Source organism: Segeticoccus sp. (assembly GCF_035708005.1).
Window position 1 is genome coordinate 1 of the sequence record NZ_DASSTI010000114.1, and the last position, 26,032, is coordinate 26,032.

At 71.9% G+C, this 26,032-nt stretch carries 23 protein-coding genes and 2 pseudogenes; 12 read left to right on the plus strand and 13 right to left on the minus strand.

Going from position 1 to position 26,032, the window contains the following annotated elements:
• Nucleotides 1–1,137 (minus strand): hemerythrin domain-containing protein (locus VFL99_RS11280; protein WP_325106454.1); only part of this gene is annotated, 1,137 nt, incomplete at its 3' end.
• Between the two features lie 104 nt (nucleotides 1,138–1,241).
• Here VFL99_RS11280 and VFL99_RS11285 point away from each other — a divergent pair.
• Nucleotides 1,242–1,850 carry an endonuclease gene (locus VFL99_RS11285; RefSeq protein ID WP_325106455.1) on the plus strand — a complete coding sequence of 203 codons (609 nt, stop codon included), beginning with the start codon at nucleotides 1,242–1,244 and terminating at the stop codon, nucleotides 1,848–1,850.
• A 10-nt stretch (nucleotides 1,851–1,860) separates the two neighbouring features.
• Here VFL99_RS11285 and VFL99_RS11290 read toward each other — a convergent pair whose 3' ends face one another.
• A complete protein-coding gene (locus VFL99_RS11290) occupies nucleotides 1,861–2,604 on the minus strand; it encodes an SIS domain-containing protein (protein ID WP_325106456.1) in 744 nt (247 codons plus the stop codon).
• A 97-nt stretch (nucleotides 2,605–2,701) separates the two neighbouring features.
• Between VFL99_RS11290 and VFL99_RS11295 the strand changes: the two genes are divergently transcribed.
• The gene (locus VFL99_RS11295; RefSeq protein WP_325106457.1) at nucleotides 2,702–3,715 is read left to right on the plus strand and encodes an N-acetylglucosamine kinase; all 1,014 of its coding nucleotides are present in this window, start codon (nucleotides 2,702–2,704) and stop codon (nucleotides 3,713–3,715) included.
• Nucleotides 3,716–3,778: 63 nt separating this feature from the next.
• On the opposite strand, the gene VFL99_RS11300 is transcribed toward VFL99_RS11295, so the two are convergent.
• Nucleotides 3,779–5,305: a S10 family peptidase gene (locus VFL99_RS11300; RefSeq protein WP_325106458.1), complete on the minus strand. Its 1,527-nt coding sequence runs from the start codon at nucleotides 5,303–5,305 to the stop codon at nucleotides 3,779–3,781.
• A gap of 123 nt (nucleotides 5,306–5,428) precedes the next feature.
• Here VFL99_RS11300 and VFL99_RS11305 point away from each other — a divergent pair, with 123 nt between their 5' ends.
• Nucleotides 5,429–6,232, plus strand: a complete 804-nt coding sequence (locus VFL99_RS11305) for an HAD-IIA family hydrolase (RefSeq protein ID WP_325106459.1) — start codon at nucleotides 5,429–5,431, stop codon at nucleotides 6,230–6,232.
• Nucleotides 6,233–6,235: 3 nt separating this feature from the next.
• On the opposite strand, the gene galK is transcribed toward VFL99_RS11305, so the two are convergent.
• The 3 genes from galK to VFL99_RS11320 are packed head-to-tail and all read right to left on the minus strand — an operon-like array spanning nucleotide 6,236 to nucleotide 9,425.
• Nucleotides 6,236–7,435, minus strand: coding sequence for a galactokinase (gene galK / locus VFL99_RS11310; RefSeq protein ID WP_325106460.1), 1,200 nt, complete (start codon nucleotides 7,433–7,435; stop codon nucleotides 6,236–6,238).
• 2 nt (nucleotides 7,436–7,437) lie between these two features.
• Nucleotides 7,438–8,625, minus strand: coding sequence for a galactose-1-phosphate uridylyltransferase (galT, locus tag VFL99_RS11315; RefSeq protein ID WP_325106461.1), 1,188 nt, complete (start codon nucleotides 8,623–8,625; stop codon nucleotides 7,438–7,440).
• Nucleotides 8,622–9,425 (minus strand): DeoR/GlpR family DNA-binding transcription regulator, encoded by an 804-nt coding sequence (locus VFL99_RS11320; protein ID WP_325106462.1) that lies wholly within the window; start codon nucleotides 9,423–9,425, stop codon nucleotides 8,622–8,624. Before VFL99_RS11320 ends, galT begins: the two co-directional genes overlap by 4 nt.
• A 263-nt stretch (nucleotides 9,426–9,688) precedes the next feature.
• On the opposite strand from VFL99_RS11320, the pseudogene VFL99_RS11325 reads away from it, so the two are divergent.
• The 6 genes and pseudogenes from VFL99_RS11325 to VFL99_RS11350 form a co-directional block, all read left to right on the plus strand.
• Nucleotides 9,689–10,531: pseudogene (locus VFL99_RS11325) on the plus strand (beta-galactosidase); the annotation flags it as partial.
• Between the two features lie 61 nt (nucleotides 10,532–10,592).
• Nucleotides 10,593–11,000 (plus strand): annotated as a pseudogene (locus tag VFL99_RS11330) (hypothetical protein); the annotation flags it as partial.
• Between the two features lie 150 nt (nucleotides 11,001–11,150).
• Entirely contained in the window at nucleotides 11,151–11,411 is a 261-nt protein-coding gene (locus tag VFL99_RS11335; protein WP_325106473.1) for a hypothetical protein, read from the plus strand.
• A gap of 148 nt (nucleotides 11,412–11,559) precedes the next feature.
• Nucleotides 11,560–12,603, plus strand: coding sequence for a tryptophan--tRNA ligase (gene trpS, locus VFL99_RS11340; protein WP_325106463.1), 1,044 nt, complete (start codon nucleotides 11,560–11,562; stop codon nucleotides 12,601–12,603).
• A 9-nt stretch (nucleotides 12,604–12,612) separates the two neighbouring features.
• Nucleotides 12,613–13,143, plus strand: coding sequence for a 2'-5' RNA ligase family protein (locus VFL99_RS11345; RefSeq protein ID WP_325106464.1), 531 nt, complete (start codon nucleotides 12,613–12,615; stop codon nucleotides 13,141–13,143).
• Nucleotides 13,144–13,264: 121 nt separating this feature from the next.
• Entirely contained in the window at nucleotides 13,265–14,356 is a 1,092-nt protein-coding gene (locus VFL99_RS11350) for a YihY/virulence factor BrkB family protein (protein ID WP_325106465.1), read from the plus strand.
• Nucleotides 14,357–14,507: 151 nt separating this feature from the next.
• Here VFL99_RS11350 and VFL99_RS11355 read toward each other — a convergent pair whose 3' ends face one another.
• From VFL99_RS11355 to sdhC, 4 genes are read right to left on the minus strand one after another with little or no spacing between them, the layout of a single operon-like run.
• Nucleotides 14,508–15,278 carry a succinate dehydrogenase iron-sulfur subunit gene (locus VFL99_RS11355; RefSeq protein ID WP_325106466.1) on the minus strand — a complete coding sequence of 257 codons (771 nt, stop codon included), beginning with the start codon at nucleotides 15,276–15,278 and terminating at the stop codon, nucleotides 14,508–14,510.
• Nucleotides 15,278–17,062, minus strand: coding sequence for a succinate dehydrogenase flavoprotein subunit (gene sdhA / locus VFL99_RS11360; protein ID WP_325106467.1), 1,785 nt, complete (start codon nucleotides 17,060–17,062; stop codon nucleotides 15,278–15,280). Before sdhA ends, VFL99_RS11355 begins: the two co-directional genes overlap by 1 nt.
• A gap of 53 nt (nucleotides 17,063–17,115) precedes the next feature.
• A complete protein-coding gene (locus VFL99_RS11365; RefSeq protein ID WP_325106474.1) occupies nucleotides 17,116–17,619 on the minus strand; it encodes a succinate dehydrogenase hydrophobic membrane anchor subunit in 504 nt (167 codons plus the stop codon).
• A 20-nt stretch (nucleotides 17,620–17,639) separates the two neighbouring features.
• Nucleotides 17,640–18,026, minus strand: a complete 387-nt coding sequence (sdhC, locus tag VFL99_RS11370; protein ID WP_414713748.1) for a succinate dehydrogenase, cytochrome b556 subunit — start codon at nucleotides 18,024–18,026, stop codon at nucleotides 17,640–17,642.
• 150 nt (nucleotides 18,027–18,176) lie between these two features.
• Between sdhC and VFL99_RS11375 the strand changes: the two genes are divergently transcribed.
• Nucleotides 18,177–19,295, plus strand: coding sequence for a mannose-1-phosphate guanylyltransferase (locus VFL99_RS11375; RefSeq protein ID WP_325106476.1), 1,119 nt, complete (start codon nucleotides 18,177–18,179; stop codon nucleotides 19,293–19,295).
• Nucleotides 19,296–19,471: 176 nt separating this feature from the next.
• Here the strand turns inward: VFL99_RS11375 and VFL99_RS11380 are convergent, their stop codons facing one another.
• The 3 genes from VFL99_RS11380 to VFL99_RS11390 form a co-directional block, all read right to left on the minus strand.
• On the minus strand, nucleotides 19,472–20,539 hold the full coding sequence (locus tag VFL99_RS11380; RefSeq protein ID WP_325106468.1) for a hypothetical protein: 1,068 nt from the start codon (nucleotides 20,537–20,539) through the stop codon (nucleotides 19,472–19,474).
• Between the two features lie 220 nt (nucleotides 20,540–20,759).
• A complete protein-coding gene (locus VFL99_RS11385; protein ID WP_325106469.1) occupies nucleotides 20,760–22,541 on the minus strand; it encodes an ABC transporter ATP-binding protein in 1,782 nt (593 codons plus the stop codon).
• A complete protein-coding gene (locus tag VFL99_RS11390) occupies nucleotides 22,534–24,543 on the minus strand; it encodes an ABC transporter ATP-binding protein (RefSeq protein WP_325106470.1) in 2,010 nt (669 codons plus the stop codon). The genes VFL99_RS11385 and VFL99_RS11390 overlap by 8 nt, the downstream gene beginning before the upstream one ends.
• Nucleotides 24,544–24,699: 156 nt before the next feature.
• Here VFL99_RS11390 and VFL99_RS11395 point away from each other — a divergent pair, with 156 nt between their 5' ends.
• Both VFL99_RS11395 and VFL99_RS11400 read left to right on the plus strand, forming a co-directional pair.
• A complete protein-coding gene (locus VFL99_RS11395) occupies nucleotides 24,700–25,764 on the plus strand; it encodes a quinone-dependent dihydroorotate dehydrogenase (protein ID WP_325106471.1) in 1,065 nt (354 codons plus the stop codon).
• Nucleotides 25,765–25,774: 10 nt separating this feature from the next.
• Nucleotides 25,775–26,032 (plus strand): methylmalonyl-CoA mutase family protein (locus tag VFL99_RS11400; RefSeq protein ID WP_325106472.1); only part of this gene is annotated, 258 nt, incomplete at its 3' end.

Consider the following 26,032-nt stretch of genomic DNA (forward strand, 5'->3'; position numbering starts at 1 on the left):
CAGGGCGTCCTTGGTGCGGTCCACCAGCGAGGCGAACGGCCCGACCGCCCACTGCATGCCCGGCTTGCCGGCCGAGGAGGGGTGCGGGTGGGTGGGAGCGACCTTCTCGGCGGTGCGCAAGCGCTGCCCGAGCTTGAGGCGCTCGGTGCCGGTGACCTCGGCGAGGATCTTGGGGAACTCCTCGTTCTCCTCGCTCTCCGCGTGGTCGGCCACGGACTTCTTGAAGGTCGCGAGCTCCTGGTCGAACTCGGTCGAGCCGGTGTCCATCTTCTCGAGCTTCTGGAGGACCTCGTTGGCCTCCTGCTCCTCCTTGTTGCGCGCCTCGGCGACGTCCTTGCCGGCGGCGTCCTTGCTGACCGGCCGCAGGACCATCTCCTCACCGGTTTCGTGCACCGCCAGCAGGGCACGCAGCTCGTCGAACGCCTGCTGCTTGTGCTCGCCGCTCTCGTTCTGCACGCAGTGGAAGAGGTCGTGGATGCGGGCGTGCTGCTCGAGCAGCACCCGGATCACGTCACCCTCCGGCAGCTTGCTCGCCTTCGCGCGGTCCTCGACGGCCTCGGGGGTCGTCCCCGCCTTGGTCTGCTCGCCCGGCCCCGTCTGCAGGTTGCTGAACTCGTTCTGTGCCATGGACAACATCTCCTCGAAGGACTTCTGTCCCCGCTGGCCCAGCGGGGACCCGGTTTGTCCCACCATCTCCGGGACGTAGCGCAGCGCCCGGTCGATCGCGCCGAGCGCCGCGGCGTCCGCTGCCTTGGAGACCGCGGGTAGTTCGTCGTGCTCCTCGGCCTCGGCGTGGTGCACCACGGCCTCGGTGAGCTTGGCGAAGGTCTGCTCGAACTCCTCGGAGTCCACGTCGAGACCTTCGAGCTGGGTGATGACGTGACCGGCCTCCTGCTCCTCGCTGACGCGTTCGGAGGAGACCGCCCCGTCCTTGAGGTCGTGCTCACCCTCGGGGTGGATGAACTGTTCCTCGGCCGCCTCGTGGCAGGCGAGGAACATCCGCAGGTCGTCGAAGGCGTGCCGTCGCTGCTGCCCGGAGGTCGTGGCGACGGCATCCAGCATGTGCTTGATCGTCTCGTGCTGCTCGTGCAGCCTGTCGGCGACCGCCTGCGGCGTGCTCGTCGTGTCGAACTGCATCCTCACTCCTCGTGTGCCCCTCTGCCCGGCTCGTGCGCTGGCTCCTACCCGTCGCATGCTGGGACGAAACAGGACGGCGCAGGGCCGGGGAGGGAGTCACCGGGATGACGCAGCAGGACACGGCGCGGAAGCTGCTGGAGGAGTACGGGCGCACCTACGCGCAGGAGGCGGGCATCACCCTGCGTGACAAGCCGTCGCCGCTCTACCGCCTGCTCGTGCTCACCACCCTGCTCTCGGTGCGGATCAGCGCCGACCTCGCCGTGGCCGCAGCCCGGGAGCTGTCCCGCAGCGGCTGGCGCACGCCGAAGGCGATGCTGCGTGCCACCTGGCAGCAGCGGGTGGACGCGCTCGGGCGCGCCCACTACAAGCGGTATGACGAGAGCACCGCCAGCTACCTCGAGCAGGGCGCCCAGCTCGTGCAGGACAGGTATGCCGGGGACCTCCGCCGGTTGCGTGCGGAGGCCGACGGTGACGTCGCCGCGCTGCGTCGGCTGCTCACCGACGTGCCGCGGATCGGGCCGACCGGCGCGCACATCTTCTGCCGGGAGGTGCAGGTGGTCTGGCCTGAGGTACGGCCCTACTTCGACGAGCGTGCGCTGGACGAGGCGACGAAGCGCGGGCTGCCAGGCGATGCCCGGCGCCTGGGCAGGCTCGTCGACGGCGACGACGTCGGCACGCTCGCCGCCGCGCTCGTGCGCGCGTCGCTCACGTGAGGTCGCGGGCTCAGGCGGTGCGCAGCAGGCGGCCCTCGTAGCGGGCCTCGAGGGCGGCGTTGTGCTCGCGCCCGCCCGGGGTGTTGGCCGAGAGGTAGATGGGCGCGTCGACGCCCTCGACCGCCAGCCGCTGCACCACGCCGATCGTGAGCTGTTGCGCGATGAAGCTGGCCGTCAGGGAGGAGACGGCGCCCGTCCCGTCGGGGAGCGTGGTGTCCCCATAGGGAGCAAGGTTGTCGATCACCACGTCCGCGAGGTCGAGCAGGCGGTGCCCGCTGGGGTGGAGCGGCTGGACCCGGCTGGTGTGCTCGAGGCTGGTGACCGCGATGATCTTGTGCCCGCTCTCCTTGGCCTTGACGGCCATGCCGACGATCGAGCCGTTGACTCCGGAGTTGGAGGCGATGACGAACACGTCCTGGGGGTGGACCCGGGCCAGTCCCCAGAGCTGCTCCACCATCCCGTGCCCCTGCTCGAAATCACTGCCGCTCAACGACTCCGGTTGCTGACCGCCGTGGATGACCAGGTCGCGCAAGCGGATGCTGTTGGTGGCGATGAGCCCGCCGGCACGGCCGGCAACCTCCATCGAGAAGCCCTCGGAGTGCCCGGTGCCGAAGACCTGGATGATGCCGTCGCGCTTGATCGCCTCGGCGAGGAGGTCGATCGCGGCGTCGAGCTCGCCGGCTGCGGCCCGCTGGGCGAGCCGGTCGAGGCGTCGGACGACCTCGCCGTGGAACGTGTCGAGCGCGGATGTCATCGGCATCTCCTGGGTCGAGGTGCATGATGGGACCTGCCCGGCGGCGACACGCGCCCCGGGTGTTTCCCGTTCTCAGTCCAGGCAGAGGCTACGCCCGGTGAATCGTGTTGCTGTCCGTGGGACCGGTCAACCCCTGTTGTTGGCGATCGATGCCGGGGGCACCTCGACCCGCGCGATGGTGCTGACCCCGGACGGCACCGGACTCGGCGTCGGAGTGGCGGGATCGGGCAACCCCGTGTCGGCGGGGCCCGACCGGGCCGGCGCCGCGATCAGGGAGGCGGTGCTCACCGCGCTCGAGCGCAGCGGCCGGCCGGCCGCCGAGGTCGAGCTCGCACAGGTGGCCATGGCCGGATCCGGCGGGCGCTCGAGCTGGGTGTCGGACCAGCTCGCTGCCATCGGCATCGCGTCACCGGTCGAGGTCAGCGGGGACCTCATCGCCACGTTCTGCTCGGGCACCCACCTGCTCGACGGGGTCGGTGCCGTCGCCGGCACCGGTGCGGCGGCCATTCGCGTCGAGCAGGGCGCCGTGGCTCGGGTGGTCGACGGCCGCGGCTGGCTCCTGGGTGACGTGGGATCGGGATTCTGGTTGGCGCACGCGGCGATCCGTGCTGTGGTGGCCGACCTGGACGGCCGGGCGCCCGCGACCGGGCTGACCCCGAGGCTGCTGGCGGAGACCGGCTACACCGGCCCGCCGCCACGCGAGCCGGTCGGTGCTGCTGGCGCCCTCGACCACCTCGTCGCCGTGGCCTATGCGATGGCTCCCGTCGCGATCTCGAAGTTCGCCCCGCTGGTCTTCGAGGTGGACGACCCGACAGCGGCCGACATCGCCGAGCGCGCGGCGGAAGGGCTGACCCGCACGATCCTGACGGCCGCGGACGGGCGCCTGAGCCAGCCACTCGTGCTCGGTGGCGGTGTGCTCCACCGCCAGCCGGCCATGGCCGCACGGGTGCGGGCGCACCTCCGCCAAGCGGGATGGACCGGTCCGGTGCAGCCGGTGCCCGACGGGCTCGCCGGCGCCGCGGTGCTCGTGCTGCGCGGAGCCGGCGTGGCCGTCGACCAGCGGATGGCCGCGCGGGTCAGGGCGTCCCTGCGCGAGCACCAGACGGCGTGAGCCGGTGCCGGCGGTCGCGGGTCGCAGGCGGGCCGCCCGTTGCGGCAGCCCGGGACGCGCGCCTCAGGCGGAGCCCGAGGCGCGTCGGACGAAGCCGGCGAGGTCCGTCGACTGCTGCAGCCGGCTCGGCTCGTGCACATAGGTCATGTGGCCCGACTCGTACCACGCCTCCTCGATGTTGCCGAGCAGCTCCTCGGGCAGCTCCAGGTGCGCGAGGGTGTCCTGGGCGGCGCGGAACGGGGTGGCCACGTCGTAGTAGCCGTACGCCACGTGGACCTGCAGGCGCGGATTCATCCGCATCGCCTTGGCCAGCCGCGGCACCACGTCGACCGGCTTGGACTCGAAGTCCTTGAACGACCACGGGTGCACCCGCGGGCTGATCTGCTCGTAGGCCAGGTCGTTCTCGTAGCCCAGCTCGTCGCGCACGTAGTGGTTGAACGCGGCGGCGTAGGGGCCGGACAGCGCGTCCTGGGCCGGGTCGGTCTCGAACGTCTCGGCGTTCCCGGCCGTCGCGGGCCCGGTGAACCGACCGTCCAGCCGTCCGACCACCTTGCCCTGGTCGCGCAACAGCTCGGTGAGGACGCGCACGTGCTCCAGCCGCAGGTCGGCGCGACCCACCCACTCCGGGGCGAGACCGGTCAGCTCGCTGAGCCGCCGCACGGCCTCCGCCCGATCTGCCGGGGTGAGCCGGTTGCCCCGCGACAGCGCCCACGGGTAGTCGCGGTCGGCATACTCCTGCGCCTCCTGAACCACGGTGCGCAGGCTGCGCCGCCCGTGCTTGCCGTGGTAGTGCGCGACGGCCGCGTAGGTCGGGAGGAAGTCCACCGAGGCGCGGTCGTTGCGGAACTCGAAGTCGAGCGTGGAGAAGTCGAGCACGGCAGAGATGAGGACCACGCCGTTGAGGAACATCCCGTGCCGGCTCTGCAGGTGGTCGGCGAGCGCCGCCGCGCGGGTGGTGCCGTAGGACTCGCCGGCGAGGAACTTCGGGCTCATCCAGCGCTTGTGGCGCGAGGTCCAGAGCCGGATCAGCTCGCCGACCGACTCGATGTCGCCCTGGAAGCCGTGGAAGTCCTGGGCCTTCCCGCCTTCCACCGCGCGGGAGAACCCGGTCGAGACCGGGTCGATGAAGACCAAGTCGCTCTCGGCCAGCAGCGACTGCGGGTTGTCGGCGAGGCCGTAGGGCGGCGGCAGCAGCTCGTCGACGTCGCCCATCAGCACGCGTCGCGGACCGAGCAGCCCCAGGTGCAGCCACACCGACGACGAACCCGGGCCGCCGTTGAACGCGAAGGTGACCGGACGGTTGCTGCCCACGGGGGCGTCGAGCACGTAGGAGGTGAGGAACATCTCGGCCTTCGGCCGGACGCCGGTGAAGGTCCCGTCCTCGTAGACCTCCTCGCGCAGCACGACCCGCCCCGCCGTGGCGGTGTAGCGCAGGGTGCGCCGGCCGACCCGCAACGTATGCCGAGTGCTCACCAGGTCATCCACCGGCGGTGCCGCCGTGGTCGCCGTGGGTGCCGCGGCCTGCTCACCGGTCGTGTCCTGCGCGCCGGCGGCGGCGCCCTTCTCGTCCGGGATCTGCTGGTCGGCCACGTGGTGACCCTACCCATGCACATCTTCCCCGCGGATCTTTGTGGCGTGTCGGTCGCTGCAGCAGCCGACACGCCACAAGGACGCGCGCGAGGGGGAGGCCGGCCGGGACGACAGAATGCGGGCATGACGGAACGCAAGCCGGTGGACTGTTGGCTGACCGACATGGACGGCGTGCTCGTGCGCGAACAGTCCGCCATCGAGGGGGCCGCCGAGTTCATCCAGACGATGCGGACGTCCGGCCGGCGCTTCCTCGTGCTGACCAACAACTCGATCTACACCCCGCGTGACCTGCGGGCACGGCTGCGCGGCAGCGGCATCGACCTGCCGGAGGAGAGCATCTGGACCTCGGCGCTGGCGACGGCCCAATTCCTCGATGACCAGCGTGCCGGCGGATCTGCCTACGTCGTGGGCGAGTCCGGCCTCACGACCGCCCTGCACGACATCGGCTACGTCATGACCGAGCGTGATCCCGACTACGTCGTGCTCGGGGAGACGCGGACGTACTCGTTCGAGGCCATCACGCGGGCCATCCGGCTCATCGAGGGCGGCGCCAGGTTCATCGCCACGAACCCCGACCCAAGCGGTCCGTCGTTGGAGGGCACGCTGCCGGCCACGGGGGCGGTGGCGGCCCTCATCACGCGGGCGACGGGCGTCCAGCCCTACTACATCGGCAAGCCCAACCCGCTCATGATGCGCAGCGCGCTCAACCGGATGGAGGCGCACTCCGAGACCACCGTCATGGTCGGGGACCGGATGGACACCGACATCATCAGCGGGCTCGAAGCGGGCATGCGGACCGTGCTGGTGCTCACCGGCTCCACCCGTCGGGACCAGGTGGAGCGCTTCCCGTACCGGCCGACGCGTGTCGTCGACTCGGTCGCCGACCTCATCCCGCTGGTGGCCGAGCTCGACCCCACGGCGGGATAGCCCTCACTGGTCGCGGCGCGCCGCCTCCGCGGCCGCCACGGCGAAGCAGGTGGGTTCGCGAAAGCCCCTGCGGCCGAACGCTTCTCGGACCGCCTCGCCGACGCGGTCGACCTCCCCGGCGGGGACCAGAGCGATCGCCGAGCCGCCGAACCCGCCGCCGGTCATCCGCGCACCCAGCGCCCCGGACGCGAGCGCCGCCTCGACGACGAGGTCGAGCTCGGCACAGGAGATCTCGAAGTCGTCCCGCATCGACGCGTGCGACGCGTTGAACAGCCGTCCCACCTGTGCGAAGTCCTCGTCGCACAGTGCCGCCACGGCCTGCCGGACCCGTTCGATCTCGGTGACGATGTGCCGGGTGCGGCGCTGCAGCAGGGGCTCCTCCAGCCGGGTGAGTGCGGCACCCAGGTGCTCGGGTGCGATCTCGCGCAGGCTCACCACCCCGAGGGCACGGGCGGCCTGCTCGCACGCGTGCCGGCGCGCGGCATACTGCCCGTCGCTGTTGGAGTGCTCCGCCCGGGTGTCGACGACGAGGAGGGACAGGCCGTGGCGGGGCAGGTCGAAGGGCACCTGCTCGACCCCACCGTCACGGCAGTCGAGCAGCAGCGCGTGACCGGCCCGGCAGCGCAGCGCCGCGGCCTGGTCCATCCCACCGGTCGGGGCGCCGGCGATGGTGTTCTCCGCCCAGACACACAGCTCCGCCAGGTGGGCACGCCCCGCGTCGCTCGAGCCGAGGTCGAGCCCGTGCAGCTCGCTCGCGGCGAGGGCGACGGAGCAGACGAGGGCGGCGGAGCTGGACAGTCCCGCACCCACCGGCACGGCGCCGTCGACGAGCACCTCGAGGCCGGGCAGCTGCCCGTGCTCCTGGCGGAGCGCCCACACCGCGCCCGCGGCGTAGGCGGCCCAGCCGGCAGGGTGGCCCCGCCGTACGTCGTCCAGGGGCACCTCGACAGCGTCGGGGCCCGGGGACTGCAGGGAACGCAGCCGCAGCAGTCCGTCGTCGCGCCGCGCCACCGCGACGCGGGTGCGCAGGGGGAGCGCGATCGGCAGGCACAGGCCCTGGTTGTAGTCGGTGTGCTCACCGATCAGGTTGACCCGGCCGGGCGCGGACCACACCCCTTCGGGGGCGCGGCCGGTCAGCCCGGCGAACTGAGCCGCCAGCTGCGCGGACTCGGCGACACCCTCGGTCGCGTCGCGGACGGTCATCGTCAGGACACCTCCCGCAGCCGGCTCGCGATGTGCTCGGGCGTCACGTCGTTGATCCAGGCGCCGGCACCGGACTCCGAGCCGGCGAGGTACTTTAGCTTGCCCGGGGCCCGCAGCACCGAGAACACCTGCAGGTGCAGCCGGAAGACATCCCGACCTGCGCGGACCGGCGCCTGCTGCCAGGCGGCGATGTAGGGCAACGGGATCGGCTGCCCTGCGGCGTCGAGGTGGAACCGGTCCAGCCGGCGCAGCAACGCCGGGTACAACTCGGCCAGCTCCGCACGCTCGTCATCGTGCAGCGCCGGCAGGTCGGGCACGTCGCGGTGCGGGGCGAGGTGGACCTCCACCGGCCAGCGGGCGGCATACGGCACGTAGGCCGTCCAGTGCTCGCCGGTGAGGACGACGCGCCGGCCGTCCGCGCGCTCCCCCTCCAGCAGGTCGCGGCCCAGCAACCGGCCGGTGCGTTGGTGGTGCTGAGCGGCGATGTCCACCATCCGCGCCACCTTGGGAGGCACGTAGGGGTAGGCGTAGATCTGCCCGTGGGGGTGGGCCAGGGTCACCCCGATCTCGCGCCCGCGGTTCTCGAAGCAGAAGACGTGCTCGATGCCCGGCATGGCACCGAGGTCGCGGGTGCGGTGTACCCACGCCTCGATCACGGTGCGGGTCCGCTCGGGGGAGAGGTCGGCAAACCGCGAGTCGTGGTCGGAGGTGAAGCACACAACCTCACACCGCCCGGTGGCAGATCGCTCAGGTTCGAACACGTCGCTCGGCAGCCCACGGGGGCGCGGCTCGGGGGCCGCCGCCTCGGGGGCGAACGAGGGGAAGCGGTTCTCGAACACCACGACGTCGTAGGCGTGGGCCGGGATCTCCGAGGGCACCGTCCCCCGGCCGCTCGGGCAGAGGGGGCACTCGTCGCGGGGCGGCTGGAACGTGCGGGTCTGGCGGTGTCCGGCGAGGGACACCCACTCGCCGGTGAGCGGGTCGAGGCGGCGGGTGCCCGCCGTGACCCGGTGCCCGAGCGGGCGCTCGTCGACCAGCCGGGCGCGATCCTCCGTGGTCGGAGGGGCACTGGCGTCGTCGTCGAAGTAGAGGATCTGGCGACCGTCGGCCAGGGTCCCGGCGACGACGGCGCGCTGCCCTGCGCTCAGGTCCCGCTCCTCGGCGGGCTCCTGCCGGGTCGATGTGCTCACCGCCCGGTCCCGGTGGCCAGGTCATCCGAGCGCGGCGCGATCACCAGCTGCCCCACCTGCTGGCTGACCGTGCGGCGCGCCTCCTCGTCGAGCTCGGCGTCGGTGACGAGCACGTCGACCTGGTCGAGGGTGGCGATGGTGGACAGGCCGACGATGCCCCACTTGCTGTGGTCGGCGACGACGATGATGCGCCTCGAGCAGGCGATGAGCGCCCGGTTGGTCTCTGCCTCAACGAGGTTCGGTGTGGTGAGGCCGGCCCGCTGGTCGATGCCGTGCACGCCGAGGATCAGGGTGTCGACGTGCAGCGACTGCAGGGTCGCGACCGCGACGGGTCCGGCGAGCGCATCGGAGGGGGTCCGCACGCCACCGGTCAGGACGACCGTGAGGTCCTCGCGCGCCGGGTCGTAGAGCAGCTCGGACACGCGGGGGGAGTTGGTCACCACGGTGAGGTTGGTGACGCTGCGCAGCTCGTGGGCGACGGCATACGTGGTCGTGCCGGCGGACAGGGCGACGGAGGCGCCGGGACGGATCATGCCGGCGGCCGTGCGGGCGATCTCGGACTTCTCCAGCGGGTTCATCTCGGACTTGACCGAGAAGCCGGGCTCGTCCGCGCTGCGCCCGCCCACGGCGGCGGCGCCGCCGTGCACCTTCAGGACCAGACCCTTGGCGGCGAGGGTCTCGATGTCGCGCCGGATCGTCATGTCGGAGACCCCGAGCACGCCGACGAGCTCGGAGACGCGTACCCCGCCGTGGCGGTCCACCTCGCGCAGGATGTGCTCCTGGCGTTGGCGTGCGAGCACGGGGCCTCCTCGAACGGTTCGGTGCGCTCAGCGTGCGGCACCCGTGGGGGAAAAGTCAACAAAGCCGAACGCGAACCGCGATGCTTTCTGATCCCTTCCCTTGACGGCCTGAGCAATCTCGGTGAGACTCCACCATCATCGAGCACAAAGAGTCATCAGTGGAAGGTGCGCCTGTGACCGGGCTCCTGACCGTCGAGGGCGACCGGTTCCTGCGTGACGGCCGCCCCCACCGCGTCCTGTCCGGGGCCCTGCACTACTTCCGCGTGCACCCCGAGCTGTGGGAGGACCGACTGCTCCGGCTGCGCGCGCTGGGCCTCAACACGGTCGAGACCTATGTCGCCTGGAACGTGCACGAGCGCCGACGCGGTGAGGTCGACTTCACCGGGTGGCAGGACCTGCCGCGGTTCCTGCGCACCGCCCAGGGGTGCGGGCTCGACGTGATCCTGCGGCCCGGGCCGTACATCTGCGCGGAGTGGGACTTCGGTGGTTTCCCCGCGTGGCTGCTCGCGGACGGTGTGCTGCCGGGAGGTGCGCGGACCCTGCGCACCAGCGACCCGGCATACCTGTCGCTGGTCGACGGGTGGTTCGACCGGCTGCTCCCGGAGGTGCTGCCGTTCCTGGCCACGCGGGGCGGGCCGGTGGTCGCCGTGCAGGTCGAGAACGAGTACGGCAGCTTCGGCGATGACCACGCCCACCTCGAGCACGTCCGGGACGGCCTGCGCCGGCGGGGCGTGGACGTGTTGCTGCTCACCTCCGACGGCCCGACCGCCGACATGCTCGGCTCCGGGATGGTGGGCGACGTGCTGGCCACGGCCAACTTCGGCTCCCGCGCTGCGGAGTCGTTCGCCGAGCTGCGCCGGGCGCAGGCGTCCGGACCCCTGATGTGCATGGAGTTCTGGAACGGCTGGTTCGACCACTGGGGCGAGGAGCACCACACCCGCTCGGCCGAGCATGCCGCCCGCACCCTTGATGAGCTGCTCGCCGCCGGGGCGAGCGTCAACCTCTACATGGCGCACGGCGGCACCAACGTCGGCCTGTGGAGCGGCGCGAACGAGCACGAGGGCCAGCACCAGCCGACGGTCACCAGCTACGACTACGACGCGGCGATCAGTGAGAGCGGCGAGCTGACCGAGAAGTTCCATGCCTTCCGTGAGGTCATCGGGCGGTATGCCGACCTCCCGGACGGGCCCTTGCCGCCGCCTCGCCCGCGGCTCGCGTCCCAGAGCGTGTCGCCACGCGAGTGGGCGCCCTACCTGCCGCACGCGCGAGCGGCCGACGCCGTGCGCGCACCCGTGCCGCTCACCTTCGAACAGCTCGGGATCGACCACGGGCTGGTGCTCCATCGCGGCGAGGTCGTCGTGCCCCCGGAGGGGGGCCGAGCTGGCCGTCGACGGGCTGCACGACCGGGCGCTGGTCCTCGCCGACGGGGCGGTGCTGGGCACCCTGAGCCGGAACCAGCCGCACGAGGCCGTGCCGCTGTCGCCGCGGGCCGACGGCCGGCCCGCGCGCCTGGAGCTGCTCGTGGAGAACCAGGGACGGATCAACTACGGGCCGCAGCTGGGCGAGCGCAAGGGGATCGTCGGCGGGATCCGCCTCGGACGCCGATGGATCCACGGCTGGACGAGCCACCCGCTGTCGCTCGACGAGCCACCCGTGCCGAGCGGTGAGGACGGGCCGGCTGGGACGGACTGGTCTCCGACGCCACCGGATCCCACCGCGGGGCCGGTGTTGGCGCGCGTCGCGATCGAGATCGGCTCCGCGGCCGACGGCTTCGTCGAGCTGCCCGGTTGGGGCAAGGGTTTCGTCTGGCTCAACGGCTTCCTGCTCGGCCGCTACTGGGACGTAGGCCCGCAGCGCCGCCTCTACGCACCGGGACCGCTGTGGCGCGCCGGTCGCAACGAGCTCGTCGTCCTCGAGCTGCACACGCCCGGCTCCCGGATCGAGGTCCACGACCGCCCGGACCTCGGCCCACCGCCGCCGGGGTGATCGAACCCGGGCGCCCCCTGTCACGCAGGCGCCGGCCGGGGCGACAGGTTCCCGGTGAGGAGCGGGAGCGGCGGCGTGCGGCACCGCGCGCGAGCACACGGCATACCGGGTCGACGCGACCGAGGGCCACGGCAGGTGACCTGCCACAATGGCCGGCATGCCCGAGCACGACGCTCCTCCCCAGTCCCCGCGGCCCCGGCTCTTCTCCGGGATGCAGCCCACGCACGACTCGCTGCACCTCGGCAACTACCTGGGAGCGCTCGTCAACTGGGTGTCGATGCAGGAGACGCACGACGCGTTCTACTGCGTCGTCGACATGCACGCGATCACGGTGGAGGTGGCCCCGGAGCTGCTCCGGGAGCGCAGCCGGGTCACCGCGGCGCAGTACCTCGCGGCGGGCATCGACCCGCACCGGTCCACCGTGTTCGTGCAGAGCCACGTCGCCGCGCACGCCGAGCTCTCCTGGGTGCTGTCCTGCGTCACCGGGTTCGGTGAGGCCAGCCGGATGACCCAGTTCAAGGACAAGAGCCTGCGGCACGGCGCCGAGGGCACCACGGTGGGCCTGTTCACCTACCCGGTCCTGATGGCCGCGGACATCCTGCTCTACGACGCGGACGAGGTGCCCGTCGGCGAGGACCAGCGCCAGCACCTGGAGCTGACCCGCAACCTGGCGCAGCGGTTCAACGGCCGCTACGGCGAGACGTTCGTCGTCCCCGAACCGCACATCGTCACGGCGACCGCGAAGATCCACGACCTGCAGGAGCCGACGGCCAAGATGAGCAAGTCGGCGCCCAGCCAGGCGGGGGTCATCGACCTGCTGGAGGACCCGAAGGTCATCGGCAAGCGGATCCGCTCGGCGGTCACTGACAGCGGCCGGGAGGTGACCTTCGACGAGGAGCACAAGCCCGGCGTGGCCAACCTGCTGCGCATCCACAGCGCCCTGTCCGGACGGTCCGTCCAGCAGCTGGAGTCGGACTTCGCCGGGCGGGGCTACGGCGACCTGAAGAAGGAGGTCGCGGAGGTGGTGCTCGAGGTGGTCGGGCCCTACCGCGCACGCACCCAGGAGCTGCTCGCCGACCCCGCCGAGCTCGACCGGATCCTCGCCGAAGGTGCGGAGCGGGCGCGGGGGGTCGCCGACCAGACCCTGGCCCGTGTCTATGACCGGATCGGCTTCCTTCCCGCGAGGCGCTGACCCGGCCCCATGCCCACCATCGGAGTCTCGATCGCGGTGCCCCCGCCCTACGGCGAGGAGCTGCAGCGCTGCCGGCGCGAGCTGGGCGACCCCATGGCCGACGCCATCCCGAGCCACGTCACCCTCCTGCCGCCGACCGAGGTCGCCGAGGACGAGCTGGCAGCGGTGCGCGAGCACCTCGCCAAGGTGGCCTCCACATGGCGGCCCTTCACCATGGTGCTGCGCGGGACAGGCACCTTCCGGCCCGTGTCGCCCGTGGTGTTCGTGCAGGTCGCCGGCGGGATCGCCGACTGCGAGCAGCTGCAGCTGGCCGTCCGGCAGGGGCCCGTCGACCGCGAGCTGCGCTTCCCCTACCACCCCCACGTGACCGTGGCCCACGACGTCCCCGAGGCCGCGATGGACCGGGCCTTCGATCAGCTGTCGGACTACCGCTGCTCCTTCCGGGTGGCCGCCTTCGACCTCTACCAGCACGGCGCCGACCTGGTGTGGCGGTCGGTGGCGACCTTCCCGTTCGGCGACGAGGGGACCTCGAAGGGCTAGGGTCAGCAGGAGCCGGTGGCGCCGCGGAGCTCGCGGACGACCGGCAGCGGTGAGGGACGTGCCTGCGTCCCGCGAACGACTCGGGGGAGGACGAGCCACTCGCGGAAGGACAGGAGCACCGGTGAAGGACCTGATCGCACGCGCCAGGAAGCTGCTGAGCCGGGTGCAGCGGACCCGGCCCCTGCGCGCCTGGAAGCGCTACTCCGACGCCCACGGCAACGTTCTCGCCGGCGGTGTCGGCTACTTCGCCTTCTTCTCGATCTTCCCCGCGGTCGCGCTCGCCTTCACAGTCTTCGGGTTCGTCCTCCGCGGCCACCCCGACCTCATGCACAGTGTCACCGACGCGCTGCGCCAGCAGCTGCCCGGGATGATCAAGGACCCCGCGCACCCGCACGCCGGCGGCATCATCTCGGTCACGGCCCCGGGAGCCGGCGCCCTGACGATCACGGGGGCTGTGTCCTTCGTCGGCCTGGTCATGTCCGGCATGGGTTGGCTCGGCGCGATGCGCACCGGCATCCGGGCGGTGTTCGGTGTCGAGGACACTCCGGGCAACGTCGTCACCGACAAGCTCCGGGACCTCGGCGTGATGATGACCCTCGGGCTCGGGATCGCGCTGTCCGGCGTGTTCACGAGTGCGGCCAGCACGGTGATCCGGTTCGTCGCCGACGCGATCGGCCTCGGGGGAGCGGCCTGGCTGCTGCAGGTCGCCGTATTTGTCCTGAGCGCACTCGCCGACACCGGCTTGATGATGCTCCTGCTGCGGGTGCTGTCCGGGGTGGAGGTGCCGTGGCGAGGACTGTTCCAGGGCGCCCTCATGGGTGGGGTGGGTCTGACGGTCATGAAGATCTTCGCCGGTCAGCTGCTCAGCCACGCCACGAGCAACCCGCTGCTCGCCTCACTGGGCATCGTCGTGGGACTGCTGTTCTGGCTCAACCTCATGTCGCGGATCACCCTGCTGTCCTCCGCGTGGGCGGCCAACGACCTCGACGCGCGCGCCGAACGCGAGCGTGCCCGGGAACCGGGCAGGGAGGCGCGGGAACGCGCCCGGGCGAGCGGTCGGCATACCGGCGCGGCTCCGGGGGCGGCGCGCACCCGGGCGACGGACCGGGCCTCCCTCGCGGCGGGCGTGGTGCTGGGCGCCGGCACCGCCGTCGCGGTCTCCACGCTCGGGCGTGCGGCGGTTCCGTGGCGGCGGCTGCGCGCCCGGCGGTGACCGACCCGGCGGTGACCGACCCGGCGGTGACCGAGCCGGCGGTGACCGACCCGGCAGACCCGCCGGCGGTGACCGACCCGGCGGACCCGTCGGAAACGGCAGCGCCGCCGCCCCGACGGGGCAGCGGCGCTGGGTGCTCAGTGGGTGGTGGTCAGAGGCGCCGGGTGATGATGGCGCGCTTGACCTCGGCGATCGCCTTGGTCACCTCGATGCCGCGCGGGCAGGCCTCCGTGCAGTTGAAGACGGTCCGGCAGCGCCAGACGCCCTCCTTGTCGTTGAGGATCTCCAGACGCTTGTCGCCGGCGTCGTCGCGGCTGTCGAAGATGAAGCGGTGCGCGTTGACGATCGCGGCGGGACCGAAGTACTGGCCGTCGGCCCAGAACACCGGGCAGCTCGAGGTGCAGGCGGCGCACAGGATGCACTTGGTCGTGTCGTCGAAGCGCTCGCGGTCGGCCTGGCTCTGCACCCGCTCGCGCGAGGGCTCCTGGCCGTGGGCGACCAGGAAGGGCATGATCTCGCGGTAGGAGTCGAAGAACGGCTCCATGTCGACGAGCAGGTCCTTCTCGACCGGCAGGCCCTTGATCGGCTCCACCGTGATCGGCTTGTCCGGGCTGACGTCCTTGATCAGCGTCTTGCAGGCGAGCCGGTTCTTGCCGTTGATGCGCATGGCGTCGGAGCCGCAGACCCCGTGCGCGCAGGAGCGCCGGAACGTCAGGGAACCGTCGATGTCCCACTTGATCTTGTGCAGGGCGTCGAGCACGCGGTCCGTGCCGTGCACGGTGATCGTGTAGTCCTCGTAGTGGGACTCGGTGTCGAGCTCGGGGTTGTAGCGCTCGATCCGCAGGGTCACCGTGAAGGTCGGGATCTCGCTGGCGCCCGGGTCGGTCGCCGCGTCCATCTTCTCCTCAAGGGATGCAGTCATCAGTACTTGCGCTCCATCGGCTGGTAACGGGTCACGACCACGGGCTTGTAGTCCAGACGGATCTCGTTCGAGAAGATCGAGACCCCCGGCTTCTCGCCCTCGGTGAGCGGCGTGCGGTAGGCCATCGTGTGGCGCATCCAGTTCACGTCGTCGCGGGCCTCGTAGTCCTCGCGGAAGTGGCCGCCGCGGGATTCGGTGCGGGCGAGGGCGCCGAGGGTGACGACCTCGGCCAGCTCGATGAGGAAGCCGAGCTCGACCGCCTCGAGCAGGTCGGTGTTGTAGCGCTGCCCCTTGTCCTGGACCGTGACGTGGTTGTAGCGCTCCTTGAGCTCCTCGATGACGCCGAGCGCCTCCTTCATCGACGCCTCCGTGCGGAAGACCTGGACGTTGGCGTCCATCGTCTCCTGCAGGGTCCGGCGCAGGTCGGCCACCCGCTCGCCGGTCGCACGGCCGCGGATGTCCTCGACGAGGTTGAGCGTGTGCTGCTCGGGCGCGGACGGCAGCTCCACCCGGGGCGCGTCCTGCGCGAACTCGGCGGCGGCGATGCCGGCCCGACGGCCGAAGACGTTGATGTCGAGCAGCGAGTTGGTCCCGAGACGGTTCGAGCCGTGGACGCTCACGCAGGCGCACTCGCCCGCGGCATAGAGACCGGGCACCACGTCGGTGTTGTTGCTCAGCACCTGCCCCGTGACAGTCGTGGGGATCCCGCCCATGGCGTAGTGGGCCGTGGGGTAGACCGGCACGGGCTCGGTGTAGGGCTCCACGCCGAGGTAGGTACGGGCGAACTCGGTGATGTCGGGCAGCTTGGCGTCGATGTGCGCCGGCTCGAGATGGGTCAGGTCGAGCAGGACGTAGTCCTTGTTCGGTCCGCAGCCGCGGCCCTCGCGCACCTCGTTGGCCATCGAACGGGCGACGATGTCCCGCGGGGCGAGGTCCTTGATGGTGGGGGCGTAGCGCTCCATGAACCGCTCGCCCTCGCTGTTGCGCAGGATCCCGCCCTCGCCGCGGGCCGCTTCGGACAGCAGGATGCCGAGGCCGGCGAGCCCCGTCGGGTGGAACTGGAAGAACTCCATGTCCTCCAGGGGCAGACCGCGGCGGAACGCGACGCCCATGCCGTCACCGGTGAGGGTGTGCGCGTTGGAGGTCGTCTTGAAGACCTTGCCGGCGCCACCGGTCGCGAAGATGACCGCCTTGGCGCGGAAGAGGTGGATCTCGCCGGTGGCGAGCTCGTAGGCGACGACCCCGGCCACCGCGGGGGTGCCGTACTCGGGGGAGTCGTTCATCATCAGGTCGAGCACGTAGAACTCGTTGTAGAACTCCACGCCCTGCTTGACGCAGTTCTGGTAGAGCGTCTGCAGGATCATGTGCCCGGTGCGGTCGGCCGCGTAGCAGGAGCGGCGCACGGCCGCCTCACCGTGGTTGCGGGTGTGGCCGCCGAACCGGCGCTGGTCGATCCGGCCCTGCGGCGTCCGGTTGAACGGCAGCCCCATCTTCTCGAGGTCGATGACCGCGTCGATGGCCTCGCGGCACATGATCTCGGCTGCGTCCTGGTCGACCAGGTAGTCGCCGCCCTTGACGGTGTCGAAGGTGTGCCACTCCCAGTTGTCCTCCTCGACGTTGGCGAGGGCGGCGCACATGCCGCCCTGGGCCGCGCCGGTGTGGGAGCGGGTGGGGTAGAGCTTGGTCAGCACCGCCGTGCGCGCCCGGCCCGAGGACTCCAGGGCGGCGCGCATCCCGGCGCCTCCCGCGCCGACGATGACGACGTCATACGTGTGGGTCTGCATGGGCAGTCAGCCTTTCGGGCTCCGGGTCGGGCGGGTTCGTGCAGCGAACGGCATCAGCGGTTGCACACCGCCAGGGTGGAGTTGGGGTCGATGCACGGGTCGAAGGTGAAGATGACCAAGGTGCCGAGCACCAGCGTGAACAGCGCCGCCAGGAAGAGGATCGTCTTGAGGATGAGTCGGGTCGAGTCTCGCTCGGTGTAGTCGTTGATGACCGTGCGGACGCCGTTGACGCCGTGGACCTCGGCGAGCCAGAGCATCAGCAGGTCCCAGACCTGCCAGAACGGGCTCGCCCACTTGCCGGCGACGAAGGCGAAGTCGATGCCACTGATGCCGTCGCCCAGCATGAGGTTGACGAACAGGTGCCCGAAGACCAGGACGATCAGCAGGATGCCCGAGGCGCGCATGAACAGCCACGACCAGAGCTCGAAGTTCGTGCGGCCGCGGCCGTGCCGGGCATACGGCGACTTGCGGGTGGGGTCGGTGACGAGCCGGCTGTCGAGGCTGGTGCGCTCGGCCGGCTGGGAGGTGTCGCCCGAGTGTCGGGTGGTGCTGGCGATGTCGCTCACGTCGTCCCTCCTCAGCCGAACACGTTCATCAGGTGACGGATCATGAACGGGATCATCGTGATGACCCACAGCCCGACCGCGCCCCAGGCCAGCTTGCGCTGGTGGCGCGTGCACCACGTGTTGGTGTCGACCAGGATGATCCGGATGCCGTTGTAGGCGTGGAACACCACGGCGGCGACCAGCCCGATCTCGCCGAAGGCGACGACGGGGTTCTTGTAGGTACCGATCACGGAGTTGTACGCGTCGGGGGACACGCGCACCAGGGCGGTGTCGAGGACGTGGGCGAACAGGAAGAGAAAAATGAGCACACCGCTGATTCGGTGTGCCACCCACGACCACATGCCTTCGCGACCGCGGTACAGCAAGCCCGCGGGCGCCGCTTGAGGCTGCACTGCCACTGTGCGTCCCTTTCCTGCGACGGGGGGTGAACGAGGACATGCTAGTGAGGCGGTGCGTCGCGCTGGATTCCGGGTATGCCGGTGCGTGGCCCAGTCACGTCGGCTAGCGTCGCCACCGTGTCCGAGACGACTGAAGGGGGTGCGGCCGGCATGGCGAAGACGGCTGGTCGCGGGCAGGGTCAGGTCGAGGGTCTGTGGGGGGTGATCCCGGCCGGCGGCTCCGGGACGCGGTTGTGGCCATTGTCACGGTCGGCTGTGCCCAAGTTCCTGCACGACCTCACCGGCAGCGGCCGGTCGTTGCTGCAGTCCACCTGGGACCGGCTGGAGCCGGTCTGTGGGAACCGGCTGGTCGTGGTGACCGGTGAGCGGCACGCCGACGCGGTGCGCGGCCAGCTGCCCGGGCTGCCCGGACGCTGCCTGCTCGCTGAGCCGTCGCCGCGGGAGTCCATGCCGGCGATCGGCCTGGCGGCCGCGCTGATCGAGCGGGAGGACCCCGACGCGGTCGTCGGCTCGTTCGCGGCCGACCACGTGATCCAGGACGTCGCCGCGTTCCAGAGCTGTGTCCGGGAAGCGGTGGCGGTGGCGCGCACCGACATGCTCGTGACCATCGGGATCGAGCCCACCTACCCGGCGATGGGCTTCGGCTACATCAGGCTGGGCGAGGCGTTGCCCGTGCCGGACGCGCCGTCAGCGCACCGCGTCAGGTCGTTCGTGGAGAAGCCGGGTCGGGCGACAGCGCGCAGGTATGTGCGCAGCGGTGAATACCGCTGGAACGCCGGGATGTTCGTGGTCCGTGCCTCGGTCCTGCTGGACCTGCTGGCGACCTACGACCCGGCGTTGGCGGCCGGCCTGCGCAAGATCGCCGCGGACCCCGATCGGCTCGACGAGCTGTGGCCCACGCTCGGGCCGGCCGTCATCGACCGGGCCGTTGCCGAGCCGGCCGCGGCCGAAGGGCGGGTGGCCGTGATTCCCGCCACCTTCGACTGGGACGACGTGGGCGACTTCGCCTCGCTGGCGACGCTGGTGCACGAGTGCGCCGACGACGCCCCGGGCCTGAAGGTGCTGGGCCAGCGGGAGCTGGTCGTCAGCCAGGAGACCACCGGCATCGTGCTGCCGCGGTCGGGCCGCACGGTCGTCACGCTCGGCCTGGACGACGTGGTGGTGGTCGACACCCCGGACGCGCTGCTGGTGACCTCGCGCCAGCGGGCCCAGGACGTCAAGGCCGTGGTCGACATCCTCAAGACCCAGGGCCGCGCCAACCTCACCTGAGCGCCGCCTCCTCGCTGCGGTGGCGCCCGCCTCGATCGTTGCCCGCAATCGTTGTGCTGTTTTGGCCGCTCCAGCGCTCAGGAGAGCACAACGATCTGTGCGGTCGGCCGCACTGCGCCAGTTTCTGCCAGGGGGCCGCTCCCGGTTGGGGCCAGCCGTGGGCGGTGGAGCGGGTTTCAGGACGTGCGTGGTGTGACCACGATGTCCGGGAGCGGCCGGCCCAGCAGTTGCTGGTAGCTCTGCTCGACTGCACGAACGAAGCCGGCGGCGCCTTCATCCAAGGTCCGGGGTGTCACCTGCTGCACGACGATGCCGTGCCGCGTGAGCTCGAGGTCGGCTTCAACGGTGCCCTGCCAGTCGCGGTTGCGGGCGTGGTACTTGCGCGAATGCACCTGTATGGCGAGTGCCACCTCCTGCACGTACGCATCCGGCGTCGGCAGACGCTGGCCGTTCGGGAGCGCGAGCCCGGCGTTGAGCAGCACCTCCGGCAGGACCGTGCTCCGCCCGAGCGCTTCGGCCAGCACAGCTTCGGGCCGTGACCAGGCGCCCCGCTCGAAGGCGCGGACCGCGTCCCGGACGTCCACTGTGTCGTTCCGGTGGGTGTGGCGGAGCTCGTGGTGGACCCGGAGCGGCTTCGTGAGCCCCTGCTGAAGCACCGCTGTGGTCAGGGCGATCCGCTCATCACGCTCGCGCACATCCCAGCGAGCTGCGTCGACGAGGCAGCGGGCGGCGTGCATGACCTGCAGGCAGCCTTCGCGCCGGTAGGCGTGCAGCGGACGGTCCGTCCGATGGACCAGGGCATCGGCGTGACGACGCTGGTGGACCGCCTGCGGCGCCAAGAAATGCAGCTCGCGCACCGTGCGGTCGTCGTCGAGACCGAGGACGTACAGCCCGGCCAACCCGGTCAAGACGGCGTGATGCCCAGCCCACAACTGGGCCGCGATCGCCCGCTCCCGCCCGGACACCTGCCTTGTGTGTGGCGCGACGACCCGGGGGTAGACCAGGTGCCACCGTTCCCCGAGCCGATGGCGGATGGCCGACCGCGACCAGCCGCCTGCCTCGAGTTGGCGGCGGGTGGCGAAGCCGCTCTGGCCGCGGATGTCGGGGAAGGTACGGCCACCCGGCGTCGAGGTGGTGACTTCGGAGCCGTCGCCGCTCCCGCCTGAAGGATCAGGCGCTGCAGGTTGCTCGCTTCTGGACTCGTCTTCGGGTGACGGAGGGGGAGTGAGCGCGGCGTCGGACATGCGCTTCAGTCTTGCGAGCCGCACCGTCCGCTCAGGGCCGGCGAGGCGAATCTGTGGACAACCCATCCGGGCCGCCCCACGAAGCAGCAATCGTTGTGCGGTTTTGGCTGCCCCAGCGCTCAAGACTGCACAACGATCGACGGCAACGATTCGAGCAGGGCAGGGCCGAGCAGGGCCGAGCAGGGCCGAGCAGGGCCGGGCCGGGCCAGGCCGGGCCGGGTCAGCGGTAGCCGCGCGCCTGCAGCTCGTAGAGCTCGGCGTAGCGCCCGCCGGCGGCGACCAGCTCCTCGTGCGAGCCGGCCTCGACCACCCGCCCCCCGTCGAGCACGACGACCAGGTCAGCCGCGGCCACGGTCGAGAAGCGGTGCGTGACCAGCAGCGTCACGGCGCCGCGCCCTCCGGCGTCCCGGGCCGCCGCGGCGTAGCGCTCGAACAGCTCGTTCTCGGTCGTGGCGTCCAGCGCCGCGGTGGGCTCGTCGAGCACGAGCAGCAGGGGCGCGTCGCGCATCATCGCCCGGCCGGTCGCCAGGCGCTGCCACTGCCCACCGGACAGCTCGACCCCCTCCGGCCACGTCGTGCCGAGCTGCGTGGCGAGCCCGTGGGGGAGTCCGGCGACGACCTCCTCCGCGGCGCCGTCGTGCAGGGCGTGCCGCACCCAGGCGTCGTCGTCGAGGTGGGTCAGGTCGCCGATCCCCACCGACTCGCGCGCGACCAGCTCGAAGCGCGCGTAGTCCTGGAAGGCCCCGGAGGCCCGGGCGCGCCACTGGGCGAGGTCCAGGTCGCACAGGTCCGTGCCGTCGACCAGCACCCGGCCCTCGCGCGGCCGGTACATCCCCGTGAGCAGCTTCACCAGCGTCGACTTGCCGGCGCCGTTCTCGCCGACGAGCGCCACGACCGCCCCGGCCGGCAGGTCCAGGGTGACGTCGTGCAGGCAGTCGCGCTCGGCGCCGGCATACCGGAAGGACAGGTGCTCCAGCCGTATGCCGTCGCGCAGCTGCCCGGGCGGCGCGACGTCGCCCTGGTCGAGCCCGGCCACCTCCTCGGCGTAGTCCCGCAGCCACATGAACCGGCCGACGTTGCGCACCGTCGTCGTGAGCCCGCGCACGGCGAAGCGCAGCACGCTGATCACCATCTCGAGGCGTGCGGCGATCACGACCCCGAGGGTGATCGTGCCCACCGACACCTCGCCCCGCAGGGCGTCGCGGGTCATCCAGGCGAGGATCCCCGCGGCCGCGGCGAAGAACAGCAGCGACTCGGCGACGTGCAGTCCGCCCGCCCGCAGCTCGGCCCCGGCGATCGGCCGGCGCCAGCTCGCGACGCTGTCGGCCAGCCGGGAGCGCACCGCCGGCCGGGTGCCGAGCACCCGCATCTCGCCGCTGGACGTCGGGTCCACGGCCAGGTCGACCAGGTGGGTGGCCCGGCGCCCGTGCTCGGCCGAGGCGTTCTCGCCGGCGGCGTCCCAGCGCGCGGTGAACCGGGTGTTGAGCACGCCGGGGAGCCCGAAGACGAGCAGGATCAGCAGGCGCCAGTCGGCGGTGCCCGCCACCACGATGGTGCCGATCGCCATGGCGAGGTTGCTCACCGTGTTGAGCAGCATGTTGAGCGCGTTGCCCAGCGTGCCCTGCTGGTCGCGCAGCACCTGCAGCTCGTCGAGGTAGCGCGCGGACTGCAGGTGGTCCAGCGTCGGGATGCTGGCGGTCAGCTCGGCGATCTGCTCGTCGAACGCGAAGCCGACGCGCTCCTTCTGGGTGATCCGCGCGTTCGTGCCGGCGAGGTGGAAGAACATGTTGAGCCCGGCGGTGCCGATGAGCCCGACCAGCGCCCAGACCACCCACGCCTCGTCGTGCCCGAGCACCCCGTCGATGAGCCAGGCCAGGAACAGCGGCAGCAGCATGTCGAGCGACTTGCCGACGACCTCGAGCAGGCTCAGCGCCGACTGCCAGGGGCTGACCCGCACCGACGTGCGCACCACCAGCCACAGGCCGCGCACGGTCCTAGCCATCCAGCCCCCCAGTGCTCGCGTCGCGCAACGGGTCGGCTGACTCCCGCACCGGGTCGGCGGAGGAGTGGGCGGCCACCGCACCGGCGCCCTCGTCCGGACCGTCGTGGCCGGCGCGGAACCGGGCCGCCTGCAGCGCGAACATCTGGGCGTACTCCCCGCCGCGGGCCATCAGGTCCTCGTGCGAGCCGTCCTCGACGATCCGGCCCTCGTCGATGACGACGATCCGGTCGGCGTGCCGCACGCTGGAGAGCCGGTGGCTGACCAGCACCGTGGTCATGCCGCGCGTGACCTCGAGGAAGTGGTCGAACAGCGCCGCCTCCGCCCGGACGTCCAGCGCCGCAGTCGGCTCGTCGAGCACCAGCACCCCCGCGCCGTCCGCCAGGGACGCGAGCGCGCGGGCGAGGGCGATGCGCTGCCACTGGCCGCCGGACAGGTCGGTGCCGCCGGTGTAGCCGGCGGACAGGACGGTGTCCCAGCCGTGCTCGAGCCGGTCGAGCAGGCCCTCCGCCGCCGCGTCGGCGAGCGCCCCCTGCAGCAGGGCCGGCTCGGCCGGCGGCATGCCCGCCCCGGTGAGGCGGACGTTGTCGCGCAACGACAGGTGGTAGCGCACGAAGTCCTGGAAGATCACGGCCACCCGCCGGCGGGCGCGGTCGTCGGTGGCGGGGTCGGCGCCGTCGACGCACACCCGGCCGGCCGTGGGCGCGTAGAGGCCACAGAGCAGCTTGATGAGGGTGGACTTGCCCGCCCCGTTGACGCCCACCACCGCGATGGACTGCCCGGGCGGGACGTGCAGGTCGAGCGCCTCGAAGACCGGGTCGGTCCGGGTGGGGTAGCGGAAGCCGACGCCGGCGAAGACGATCTCGGCCGGCTTGCCGGTGACCGGTGCGCCGGCGGCAGCGGGTGAGTCGGCCCTGGACGGGCCGCGCCGGCGCGCGCGGGCCGGTGCCTGGTCACCCTCCGGGAGCGGGCGCGGCTGGGCTGCCCACCCGGAACGAGCCGGTATGCCGGGAAGCCCCAGTTCCGCGCGTACGCTCGCCAGCTGCGCCGTGGTGGACGTGTTCGCGCCGAGCGCGGTCTGGATGTCGCCGACCGGCCCGAACAGCTCCATCTGCTGAGCGGCCTGCACCATGGCCGCGACCGTGCCGATGCCGATCGCCGAGGTCCACGCGTCGCGGGCGATGAGGCCGTAGCCGATGACGTAGACACCCAGCAGCACGACGGTGGCGCCGATGACCGGCCGCAGCGCGACCGTGCGGGTGTGCCAGACCGGCTTCATGGCGGTCAGCCAGGTGCTGCGGTAGCGGCCGGTCAGCCAGCCGGCCAGCCCGAAGAGGCGGATCTCCTTGGCGGCGCCGTCCCCGAGCAGCACCGAGCGCAGGTAGGTCGCGTGGCGCCGGTCGTTGCCGGACACGTCGAGCACGTTGTCCCACGCTGTGGCGATCCACGCCGAGAACGACTTGCCGAGCACGAGCCAGCCGGCGAGCAGCACGAACGGCACCCACCAGCGCCACGTGGCGAGGACGACGAAGGCGCCGACCCCGCTGAGCCGGTAGCCGAGCATCTGCCAGGTGGCGTTGCAGCCGGTCACGAAGGTCCAGTCCCGCGAGGCCTGCACGAGCGCCTGCAGCCGCGAGGCGGTCTCGGGCTCCTCGAGGTGGGCGATGCCGTGGGGGGCCAGGCAGGCCTCGGCCAGGCCGTCGGTGACGAGCACGAGGTAGCGCGCGGTCAGGGCCGGGGCCAGGGCGGTCGCCGCGGCGGCGAGCACCGGCTCGGCGACCAGCACGACGGCGACCGCGATGAAGGAGTGCCAGGCCGTCGTGGCGGCGGGGGAGGAGGGGCCGTCGTGGATGGCCTGCGCGAGTGCGCCGACGAACCGGCCCGAGAGCAGCAGCACCGCGGTGCTGGCCAGGGCCTGGGCGACCACGATGGCGGTGCAGGTGAGCGTGAGGAGGGGCGAGGCGCGCCACAACAGCCGTGCGTGCAGCACGTACCGACGCAGCATCAACACCTCACTTCCTTGCTCCCCCGAGCGGGCCGCGGCCCATCGTGCCTCATGAGTCGCGCGCCCCAACCCTCTCTTTACCGAGTCCTGAACCTTTCGTTGGGGGACCGCAACCTGTCCGAAACGTGAGACGACCCGATGGCTACCATCGGCGCCGTGCCCCTCCCCCCGCAACTCGTGCCGACGACGGACGCCGCCTACCGGCACGTGCTGCGTCCGGCACTGTTCCACGTGCGCGGCGGGGACGCGGAGGCGGCCCACCATCTGACGCTGGCGAGCCTCCAGCGGTTGGGTGCCTCTGCGCCGGGCCGCCTCGCGCTGCGCCAGCTGGTCCGGCCCCCCGCGGCGCCGACGGTCGTGGCCGGGATCAATTTCCCCGGAGTGGTCGGGCTCGCGGCCGGCGTGGACAAGGACGGGGTGGCGGCGCGGGCCTGGCCGGCCCTGGGCTTCGGCTTCGTCGAGCTGGGCACGGTCACCGCGCGCCCCCAGCCGGGCAACCCCACGCCGCGCCTGTTCCGCCTGCGCGCCTCGCGGGCGATCATCAACCGGATGGGCTTCAACAACGCGGGTGCGCCGGCACTCGCGGAGCGGTTGCGCGGGACGGGAGCGGTCGGCATACCGGTGGGGGTGTCGATCGGCAAGACCAAGGTGACGCCGGTGGAGGAGGCGACCGAGGACTACCTGGTGTCCGTGCGCGCCCTGGACGACCTCGCCGACTACGTCGCGGTCAACGTCTCCAGCCCCAACACCCCAGGCCTGCGCTCGCTGCAGGACGCCGGTCCGCTGCGCGAGCTGCTCGCGGCGGTCACCGAAGCCTCCACGGCGCCGGTGTTCGTCAAGCTCGCACCGGACCTGACCGACGCGGCCATCGGCGAGGCGCTGCAGGTGTGCGCGGACACGGGCGTCCGCGGGGTCATCGCCACCAACACGACCCTCGCCCGGGACCGGGTGGCCCTGCGCGACGCGGTCCTCGCCCAGCAGGCCGGCGGGTTGTCCGGGGCGCCACTGACGGTGCGGGCGCGGCAGGTCGTGCGGTTCGTCGCCCGACACAGCGACCTCCCGGTCATCGGCGTCGGCGGCATCATGACGGTCGCCGACGGACTGGCGATGCTCGAGGCGGGGGCCGTGTTGCTGCAGCTGTACTCGGGGTTCGTCTACGGCGGGCCCGGCCTGGTCTCCGGACTCAACGCCGCGACCCGCAGCCGGCGCGCTGGCGTCTAGTCTGCGAGGCATGGCCGAGCGTCCCGCACCGAAGGACTCCGCGCGCAGCGAGTCCGACCTCCCGATCAAGGCCGTGTATGACGAGCACGACCTGGCCGGGTTCGACCCCGCCTCCCAGCTGGGTCACCCGGGCAGCTACCCGTTCACCCGGGGGCCGTACCCGTCGATGTACACGGGCCGGCCCTGGACGATGCGGCAGTACGCCGGGTTCGGCACGGCCAAGGAGTCCAACGAGCGCTACCACGAGCTGGTGCGCCACGGCACCGGC